Source organism: Pseudomonas sp. P4_B4 (assembly GCF_056402255.1).
On record NZ_JBFUHS010000034.1, the window covers coordinates 44,863 to 54,723 of the forward strand.

At 59.4% G+C, this 9,861-nt stretch carries 9 protein-coding genes; 3 read left to right on the top strand and 6 right to left on the bottom strand.

Annotation, left to right across the window (positions count from 1 at the left end; genetic code table 11):
- Nucleotides 1-7: 7 nt before the first annotated feature.
- Entirely contained in the window at nucleotides 8-871 is an 864-nt protein-coding gene (locus AC1DVE_RS26005; RefSeq protein WP_046037777.1) for a LysR substrate-binding domain-containing protein, read from the bottom strand.
- Between the two features lie 109 nt (nucleotides 872-980).
- Here AC1DVE_RS26005 and AC1DVE_RS26010 point away from each other — a divergent pair, with 109 nt between their 5' ends.
- The 3 genes from AC1DVE_RS26010 (at nucleotide 981) to AC1DVE_RS26020 (ending at nucleotide 3,816) form a co-directional block, all read left to right on the top strand.
- Nucleotides 981-2,090: a 2-aminoethylphosphonate--pyruvate transaminase gene (locus AC1DVE_RS26010; RefSeq protein ID WP_223461745.1), complete on the top strand. Its 1,110-nt coding sequence runs from the start codon at nucleotides 981-983 to the stop codon at nucleotides 2,088-2,090.
- Nucleotides 2,091-2,244: 154 nt separating this feature from the next.
- Nucleotides 2,245-3,072 carry a phosphonoacetaldehyde hydrolase gene (gene phnX, locus AC1DVE_RS26015; protein WP_223461747.1) on the top strand — a complete coding sequence of 276 codons (828 nt, stop codon included), beginning with the start codon at nucleotides 2,245-2,247 and terminating at the stop codon, nucleotides 3,070-3,072.
- Nucleotides 3,073-3,255: 183 nt separating this feature from the next.
- Nucleotides 3,256-3,816, top strand: coding sequence for a cytochrome b (locus tag AC1DVE_RS26020; protein ID WP_223461749.1), 561 nt, complete (start codon nucleotides 3,256-3,258; stop codon nucleotides 3,814-3,816).
- 133 nt (nucleotides 3,817-3,949) lie between these two features.
- Here the strand turns inward: AC1DVE_RS26020 and AC1DVE_RS26025 are convergent, their stop codons facing one another.
- The 5 genes from AC1DVE_RS26025 to AC1DVE_RS26045 all read right to left on the bottom strand — a co-directional run.
- Entirely contained in the window at nucleotides 3,950-4,876 is a 927-nt protein-coding gene (locus AC1DVE_RS26025; protein WP_477784318.1) for a 1-aminocyclopropane-1-carboxylate deaminase/D-cysteine desulfhydrase, read from the bottom strand.
- A gap of 71 nt (nucleotides 4,877-4,947) precedes the next feature.
- Nucleotides 4,948-6,987 carry an oxidoreductase gene (locus tag AC1DVE_RS26030; RefSeq protein ID WP_223461754.1) on the bottom strand — a complete coding sequence of 680 codons (2,040 nt, stop codon included), beginning with the start codon at nucleotides 6,985-6,987 and terminating at the stop codon, nucleotides 4,948-4,950.
- Between the two features lie 266 nt (nucleotides 6,988-7,253).
- Nucleotides 7,254-7,901 carry a hypothetical protein gene (locus AC1DVE_RS26035; protein WP_046037771.1) on the bottom strand — a complete coding sequence of 216 codons (648 nt, stop codon included), beginning with the start codon at nucleotides 7,899-7,901 and terminating at the stop codon, nucleotides 7,254-7,256.
- A gap of 612 nt (nucleotides 7,902-8,513) precedes the next feature.
- Nucleotides 8,514-9,095: a hypothetical protein gene (locus AC1DVE_RS26040; protein WP_223461756.1), complete on the bottom strand. Its 582-nt coding sequence runs from the start codon at nucleotides 9,093-9,095 to the stop codon at nucleotides 8,514-8,516.
- Nucleotides 9,096-9,280: 185 nt separating this feature from the next.
- On the bottom strand, nucleotides 9,281-9,861 hold a 581-nt coding region (locus tag AC1DVE_RS26045; RefSeq protein ID WP_477784319.1), incomplete at its 5' end, for a calcium-binding protein.

Here is a 9,861-nt window from a genome sequence, read left to right on the forward strand (position 1 = left end):
ACCCGGTCTACCTGCCTGGCGCCAACCCGAAAAACGCCTGAATCAACCGCAAATCCCGCCGCCGCTCCATGCACCCCATCATGTGTCGATTCACCAACCCCTCGCCAATGATCGGCACCGCCGCCACCCGAGGATCGTGGCTGACCTCCACCGACGACACCACCCCCACCCCCAGTTCGGCGGCCACCGCCTCGGTCACCGCTTCGCGGCTGTCCAGTTCCAGCAATACCCGTGGATTGACCTTGGCCTGTGCGCAAGCCTCATCGAAGGTGCGCCGGGTAATCGAACTCGGCTCGCGCAGCACCATGATCACCTGATCCAGTTCCTTGAGCTGCACGCCTTTGGTTTTCTGCGCCCAAGGATGCCCGTCGGGCACCAGCGCGCAAATCCGTGATTCGTTCAGCGCCTGCAGATGCAAGCCCTTGCGCGGCTCGACCTCAGTCAGCACCGCCACGTCGGCATGTTCGGACAACAACGCCGCCAGGGTTTCCTGGGCGTTGCCCAGGCGCAGGTTCACCGTGATCCCGGGATAGCGCGCGCGCAGGCTGGCGAGCATCGGCATGACCATGTGCGGACCGTCCGCCGCCACCTCCAGGCGCCCGGTCAGCAATTGCCGGTTGGCTTCGAGCATCACCTGCGCCTCTTCGGCCAGGCCGAACATCGCCCGGGTGATTGCCGCCAGTTTGGTGCCCTCCTCAGTCAGTTCCACGCGGCGGGCGGTGCGACGCAGCAGGGTGATCTGGTAGTGCTCCTCCAGGGCCTTGATGTGCCCGGTAACCGCCGGCTGGCTGATGAACAGCCGCGCCGCCGCCCGGGTAAAGCTGCCTTCCCGGGCCACGGCATCGAAGGCGCGGAGCTGGAACAGGTTCATGAATAACCCTCGCTGATGGCTGGCATAACAACAAACAATTTGATTGATAACACGGCAAATTGCAATTTAGGCACCAACGCTTCATCCCATCGATTGCGAGGACACGAGAATGAGTACTGCCGAACCCATCCTGCTCACCCCCGGCCCATTGACCACTTCGCCCCGCACCCGTCAGGCGATGATGATCGACTGGGGTTCATGGGATGACCGCTTCAACCAACTGACCGCCAGCCTCTGCGAGCAACTGCTGGCAATCCTCAACGGCGCCGCCACCCACCACTGCGTACCCCTGCAAGGCAGCGGCACCTTCGCGGTCGAGGCGGCGATCGGCACGCTGGTGCCTCGGGACGGCAAGATTCTGGTACTGATCAACGGCGCCTACGGCAAACGCCTGGCGAAAATCTGCGAAGTGCTGGGCCGCTCCTTCAGCACTTTTGAAACCGCCGAAGACGAGCCGACCACCGCCGCCGACGTCGACCGCCTGCTACGTGCCGATCAAGACATCACCCACGTCGCCCTGATTCACTGCGAAACCAGCACCGGCATCCTCAACCCGCTGCCGCAAATCGCCCAGGTCGTCGCAGAACGCGGCAAGCGCCTGATCATCGACGCCATGAGTTCCTTCGGCGCCCTGCCAGTGGATGCACAGCAAGTGCCGTTCGACGCACTGATCGCCGCCTCGGGCAAATGCCTGGAGGGCGTACCGGGCATGGGTTTTGTCTTCGCTCGCAAAGAATCCCTGGCCAACGCCACCGGCAACTCGCATTCGCTGGCCATGGATCTGCAGGACCAGCACGCCTACATGGCCAAGACCGGCCAATGGCGCTTCACCCCGCCGACCCATGTGGTCGCCGCGCTGCACGAAGCCCTGCTGCAATACAACGAAGAAGGTGGCTTGCCCGCGCGGCACGAACGCTACGCCGCCAACTGCCAGGCATTGATGGAAGAGATGAGCAAACTGGGGCTGCGCAGCTTCCTGCCAGCGGCGATTCAGGCGCCGATCATCGCCACCTTCCACGCCCCGAAAGATCCGCGCTACGCATTCAAGGAATTCTACGAACGGGTCAAGGCCAAGGGCTACATCCTCTACCCCGGCAAACTGACCCAGGTCGAAACCTTCCGCGTCGGCTGCATCGGCCAAGTCCAGCCAGCCGAAATGCGCGAAGCCGTGGCGGCGATTGCCGAAGTGTTGCGCGAGATGGAAGTCCTGGAGATCTAAACAACACCTTACCCCCCTGTGGGAGCGAGCTTGCTCGCGATGAGGCCCGATCAGTCAGCACATAGGTTGAATGAAAAACCGCCATCGCGAGCAAGCTCGCTCCCACAGTAAAAGCTGCTCTCCAATAGTCAGTTTCTACAGGAATTTAATTGCCATGAACTACTCCAACCCAACCAAACTGCAAGCCGCCATCCTCGACTGGGCCGGCACCGTGGTCGACTTCGGCTCCTTCGCCCCGACGCAGATTTTCGTCGAGGCCTTCGCCGAGTTCGACGTGCAGGTGTCCATCGAAGAAGCCCGTGGCCCGATGGGCATGGGCAAATGGGACCACATCCGCACTCTGTGCGATCAACCGGAAGTTGCCGAGCGCTATCGCAAAGTGTTCGGCCGCACGCCGACCGACGATGACGTCACCGCGATTTACCAACGCTTCATGCCGCTGCAGATCGAAAAAATCGCCGAACACTCGGCGCTGATTCCCGGGGCGCTGGAGACCATCGCCAACCTGCGCCAGCAAGGGATCAGGATCGGCTCCTGCTCCGGTTACCCGAAACAGGTCATGGACAAAGTGGTCGAACTGGCCGCCACCAACGGCTACGTGGCCGATCACGTGGTCGCCACCGACGAAGTCCCGAACGGTCGCCCATGGCCCGCCCAGGCACTGGCCAACGTCATCGCCCTGGGCATCGACGATGTTGCCGCGTGCGTGAAGATCGATGACACGGTGCCGGGCATTCTCGAGGGTCGCCGCGCCGGCATGTGGACCGTGGCGCTGATCTGCTCGGGCAACGCCCTGGGCCTGGACTACGAAGGTTATCGCGCCTTGGGCAGCGACCAACTGGACAGCGAGCGCAAGCGCATCCACGCAATGTTCGAAGGTTCACGCCCGCACTACATGATCGATACCATCACCGATCTGCCGGAAGTGATCGCCGACATCAACAAGCGCCTGGCCAACGGTGAAATGCCGCAATCGAGCTAAAAAACGCAACTCCCCCCTGTAGGAGCGAGCTTGCTCGCTCCTACAGGGTTTTTCTGTGTATTACCCGAACCAGAGCATCCAGCGACCAATCGCCTCAGGCAAACCCGGTGAAACAGGATTACAGTTAGAACACACCGTCGGACAAGAACGGTGGCTTTAAACCGGACCTCTGAGGAACACCGTATGCCGTGGAAAAACTCCGAATCGCGCTACAGCACCGTATCGATCGCGCTGCATTGGTTGATGCTGGTCCTGCTGGTGCTGGTTTACGCCTGTATCGAGTTTCGCGGGATCTTTCCCAAGGGCAGTGGCGGGCGCACGCTGATCGTCGAATCACACTTCATGCTCGGCCTGACCGTATTCGTTCTGGTCTGGCTGCGATTGTTCGCGCGCAGCCTCGGCCCGGCGCCGCAGATCTTCCCGGCCTCGCCGCACTGGCAAACGACGCTGGCCAGGCTGATGCACTGGGCGCTGTACATTTTCATGATCGTCACGCCGATTCTCGGCTGGCTGGTCACCAGCGCCAAAGGCAATCAGGTGATGTTCTACGGTGTCGACCTGCCGATGCTGGTAGAGGAAAACAAGGACCTGGCCAAACAGCTCCAGGGCTGGCATGAGCTCGGCGGCACTATCGGCTATTGGCTGATCGGCCTGCATGCCGTGGCCGGGCTGTATCACCACTATGTGGTGGGCGATAACACCTTGCTGCGGATGATGCCCAAGAGCGTGAACCGTGACTCCTGAGACCAATGAATGCCAATGAATGCCAATGAGGGAGCGAGCTTGCTCGCGATGCGGGTATTGCATTCGGCGCATTTGTCGACTGACACACCGCCATCGCGAGCAAGCTCGCTCCCACATTGATTTGCGGTGCGTTTCAGGTTTGTGAATTGAATCCCCGCCGCCCCTGCAAGCCGCCCGTGTGGACAAATATCAGTCGCGTGCCCCGGGCGAACTTTTCCGTCTCGACTTGTTGCTTGAGGGCCATGAGTGCCTTACCGGTGTACAGCGGCTCCAATGGAATATTCCCGGCCTGCTCTGTCTTTTCGATAAAGTCGAGCAGCAGCGGATCAACCTTGGCAAACCCGCCGCGGCTGGCCTCGAACAGCTCATACGCCGCATCGACCAGACCCGCTTCCTGCATGATCCTCTCGACCTGCTGCGCCACCCCGTGATCGCCAGGCACCGCCAGGGCACCGTACACCGGATGATCCCCCGCTTCGCCCAGCACCAGGCCGGCCAGCGTCGTGCCGGTTCCGCAGGCCAGCCACCAGCCGTCGTAGTCACTCCAGCCCAAACCCYCCAATTGCGCGCAAACGCTGGCCCGCAGTTGCGTGCAACCCAGGGCGCCAGGCAAACCTCCTCCCCCTTCAGGCACCGGATGCAACGTCGGATAGCGGGTTTGCCAGGGTTGCCAGAAGCCCTCTTCATGCCTCGCTCGATAGCCTGCGTAACCCAGCCAGTGCAACTGCATGCCGAACGCCTGCAAGTCCTTGACCGTCGGGGTTTGCTGAGGGTGCCCGCGCAACAGGCCGACGGTGGAAAAGCCGAAACGCTTGCCCGCCGCCGCCAACGCGTGGAGGTGATTGGAGTGCGCGCCACCCAGGCTGATGATGCCTTCGGCACCCAAGTGCTCGGCAGTTTTCAGGTGTTCGATGAGCTTGAACCATTTGTTGCCGCTGATCAGCGGGTCGATCTGGTCCAGGCGCAGGATCGCCACTTCGATGCCGGCGTGAGTGAGCCAGTCGAGGTGAAGGGGGTCGAGGGGGACTTGAGGAAGCCAGTTGTCAGGAGGAGAAAGCATGATGCCGGATCATTGGAGTGATCCGGCATCTTAGCAGCACCTTTGTGGCGAGGGAGCTTGTCGGACGTGGATTACAACTGCGCCGCCAACCGCGAACCCTGATTGATCGCCCGCTTGGCATCCAGCTCTGCCGCAACGTCCGCGCCACCGATCAGATGCACGCTCTGCCCCGCCGCAACCAGACAGTCATGCAACTCACGCAGCGGATCCTGCCCGGCGCAGATCACGATGTTGTCCACTGGTAGCACCTGCGGCTCGCCGGTTTCGCCGATGCGGATGTGCAGGCCTTCGTCGTCGATCTTCAGGTATTCAACGCTGTTGAGCATCTGCACCTGTTTGTTCTTCAGACCGGTGCGATGTATCCAGCCAGTGGTCTTGCCCAGGCCGTCGCCAACCTTGGATTTCTTGCGTTGCAGCAGGAACACCTCGCGGGCCGGCGCATGGGGCGTGGCCTTGATACCAGCGACACCGCCGCGCGCTTCAAGGTGTGTATCGATGCCCCATTCCTTCCAGAACGCGGCGCGATCCTGACTGGTAGCGACGCCTTCATGCACAAGGAACTCGGAGACGTCGAAACCGATACCACCGGCACCAATCACCGCAACGCGCTTGCCGACCGGTTTGCGCTCAAGGATCACGTCCAGGTAGCTCAGCACCTTGGCGTTTTCCACCCCTGGAATGGCCGGTAGGCGCGGCGCAATGCCGGTGGCCAGAATGATCTCGTCGTAACCGCCTTCGACCAGTTGCGCTACGTCCACGCGGGTGTTCAGGCACACCTCGACGTTGGTGGTCTGCAACTTGCGGTTGAAGTAGCGAATGGTCTCAAAGAACTCTTCCTTGCCCGGAACGCGCTTGGCGATGTTGAACTGACCGCCGATTTCGCTGGCCGAATCGAACAGCGTCACCTGATGGCCACGCTCGGCGGCCACGGTCGCGGCGGACAAACCGGCAGGGCCGGCCCCAACCACGGCGATTTTCTTCAGTTGCTGCACGGGCAGGTAATTGAGTTCGGTTTCGTGGCAGGCACGCGGGTTGACCAGGCAACTGGTCAGCTTGCCGCCGAAGGTGTGATCGAGGCAGGCCTGGTTGCAACCGATGCAGGTGTTGATTTCATCGGCGCGACCTTCAGCGGCCTTGTTGACGAAATCCGGGTCGGCGAGGAACGGCCGCGCCATGGACACCATGTCGGCATCGCCCTCGGCCAGGATCTGCTCGGCCACTTCCGGGGTGTTGATGCGGTTGGTGGTGATCAGCGGAATATTGACCGAACCCCGCAGTTTGGCCGTGACCTTGCTGAAGGCCGCGCGCGGCACTTTGGTGGCGATGGTCGGAATCCGCGCTTCGTGCCAGCCGATACCGGTGTTGATGATGGTCGCACCGGCCAGCTCGATGGCCTTGGCCAGTTGCACGATTTCTTCCCAGGTGCTGCCGCCTTCGACCAGGTCGAGCATCGACAGGCGGAAAATGATGATGAAGTTCGGGCCTACCGCTTCACGCACGCGACGCACGATTTCCACCGGCAGGCGCATACGGTTTTCGTAGCTGCCGCCCCAGCGGTCGGTGCGGTGGTTGGTGTGGGCGGCGAGGAACTGGTTAATGAAATAACCTTCGGAGCCCATGATTTCCACGCCGTCGTACTCGGCGGTTTGTGCCAGCACCGAGCAGGTGACGAAATCGCTGATCTGCTTCTCGATGCCTTCCTCGTCCAGCTCCTTGGGCTTGAACGGGTTAATCGGCGCCTGGATCGCGCTGGGCGCAACCTGTTTCGGGCTGTAGGCATAACGACCGGCATGGAGGATCTGCATGCAGATCTTGCCGCCTGCGTCGTGCACGGCACGGGTGACGATACGGTGCTTGAGCGCCTCTTCTTCGGTCGTCAGCTTGGCCGCACCGGAATACACGCCACCCTCTTCGTTCGGGCCGATACCGCCAGTGACCATCAGGCCGACACCGCCACGGGCACGCTCGGCAAAGTACGCCGCCATGCGCTCGAAGCCACCCGGTTTTTCTTCAAGGCCAGTGTGCATCGACCCCATCAGGGTGCGGTTGCGCAACGTGGTGAAACCCAGGTCCAGCGGAGCCAGCAGGTGCGGGTATTGAGCGGCGGTCATCGGTAACTCCACATCGAGCGATCACGGAAAGTGCAGGAGCTCTGTGGCCCCCATCAGTCATGTTCGACAGACTAAGAGTCGCGCCGTCATCCCTCAATGACCGCAACTGACAAATTATTGATCGAAATGAGCAGCGGCTTTGGGCACCCGGGGATGACTCAAAACAAAAACGACCTTGCGGTGCAGGTCCGGATTGAAACCTGCACCAGAAGGCCGCTTCCTTTCGGGCTCTGGAGAAGCCCGCAAGGTTTACGCGCAGAACCGGCTTAGCATGCGCTTGCTACTGACCGAGCAGGCGCAACATAGTCGTCCTGTTGTTTCGCTCGCTGGGTCAACGCCACCATCGCCAGGAACCCGAGCACAATCAGCACCGGATAAGCCATCAACAGTTCGGAAAGGGAATACTTCCAGGCCAAAGGGCGCCCGACACCCAGCATGGCGGCATACATCCAGGACACTGCCGACAACGACCCGCAGGCCAACGCCAGCATCCGTGCACTGAATCCGAGATTTAGCAAGGAGCCCGCCTTTTGCAGGGCTGGCAGTACCATGCGATGCAACAAGATGCCGTTGTAAGTCAGCAACGCCACAATAATGACTTTGGCTTGAAGTTTTGGATTCAAAAAGTAATCGGCACCCTTATCCAGGTAATCGATACCGACGACAGCGACACCCGTTACCCACAGCGCTATTAGTGCAACGATGACAGACTTCTGAAGACTTTCCATGTGAGCATTATCATGCTCAGTGAATACTTTCCGTTTTAAAAGATCCCTGACCATCGCAACATCACTGGTCAGCACCAAACCGATGGCCACACAACACGCCACCAAATGAACGTAAATAACGCCCAGACGCAAAAACTCCAGGAATTCCTTATTTTCCAGCAGACTCATAATGGTATTTATCGCCACGGTATTTTCTCCACCTTATTCGAGAGTACGGATCGACCACTTGACAGAATCTTTAATTATTAAAAACCCTGTACGACCTTACTTCTAAAAGATAAGCCAAATCATGGACTCGGCACTGTTAACCTCATTGACTCGCTTGGCGATTCAATGACCGGCTGGTTTATCACCCCCCTGATTTTTAGATAAAAATCCCCATGTGCATTCACTGCATTTGAAATTCAATTTCCACTTCTTTTTTGCGACTGCATGGGCAGGTCATGACTGACGTGCTTAGGAATCAGAGGCCACAGACGCTCCAATGTTCATTTCTTGAACAAACCACCGACAAACGGTGCGTAGCGCAAGTGCGCCTGAAGCGACAGTAATGAGCCAACTTTCACTCTATGCCCCACCACAACTGGCCTGCTTGACTACTTGCATTTTTACAACTGCACATTGGATCCACTAGTTGTTATACATCCGACAACACGCACAATAGCGAGCGACTCTCATCCAGAGCCAACTCCAACTGCGGATTCCACGATAATCCGGCCACCACTTCACGCAGGCCGCAACGCAGGATCAATTGAATCAATCAGGGCGTGAATCAAGTTACTTATTCGTCATCTGTGGTCATGCCCAAAATCCGAAGTAAACAAATGCCATGGCTGCAGCTACACCCCACGCGGCCAACGCCATTACCGTTGAATTGTGCGGTAACCGGGATTCGCTCAACCGCCGCAAGCCGGACTTCGAAAACCCGGATTGGTCATAACGGCAATACAGGATTGCCCGGTAGGTCTGTCGCAGGCCAATCAACAGAAACAGGCTGATCAGGCCGAGGACAAGTCCACGCCTGATAACCGGATTAACCAATAGCGCAAGGTGATCCTGCTCGCAGGCAGCGCTATCGACTTCCTCAACGGTAATTCGCTGATCATCCGTCGAAGAGCGCTTTTGGCCAGTCTGGATCGCCGCCAGTTGCTCCAGATCCAACACCTGATACTTCCAGAGCGTTGACGACCCTTTTCGGCAGAAGGTAAACGCCGCAGGACTTGAGACGGCGATAATGCAAGCGTCGTTGATATCCAGTTTTTTCAGCGTTTCCGTGGCTGATCTGGTGAAGTCCAGGTCGAAGAGCGGAGTCACTCCGGTAGCAGACGCCGCGACCGAAACCAATAGGCTGCTCAAGAGGCAGATGGCTGAAATGTTCAAGGCCGGGCTTCCTTTTTTCCATTGTTTTTTGTTTTCGCCGCTCGGTTCCAACCTGCTTTGATGAGTTCCAGTACGCTGCTGGCACCCCGATAGCTAATGGGCAATTGAATGGAAGGAGAAAGGGAGGGCATCCATTGCCCTCCCCTCCTCTGTCCACGCTCCCTGCGACAGTACTGACCAGGACCTCAAGTGGCCAGAATGAAGTCCGTCTGATCAACGGCCGCGCTGTTGACACCAACAAGGTGAATCGTGTCCGCCCCGATCCCTACCACCGTGTCCGCCCCGTTAGCCGTTATGGTCACGTTGGCAGCGAACGTCGCGCTATTGATCCCCAGCGCCGTGATATTGAGCAAGTCCTGTCCGGCCGGATTAGCTCCGAAGTTCAGGATCGTATCGTTGCCGAAACCCGCGGCAGCAAACACGAACGTATCGTTGCCAGCGACGCCGCCACTCAGCAGGTCGTTACCGCCACCGCCGGTGAGCACGTCGTTACCCGCACCGCCCACGAGCGTGTTGTCGAGCGCGTTGCCGCTGCCCGCGAAGTTGCCGCTGCCGCCGAAAAACAGATTCTCGACGTCGGCACCCAGGGTGTAGCTCGCGAGCGAAGTCCAGACCGTGTCAATACCCTCACCGCCAAGCTCGCTCACCACGTCCCCAAGCTCGGTGACTGCGTAGACATCGTTGTCGACGCCACCGACCATCGTGTCGGTACCTGCGCCACCGATGATGATGTCGTTACCTGCGGCACTGACGAGGACGTCATTAC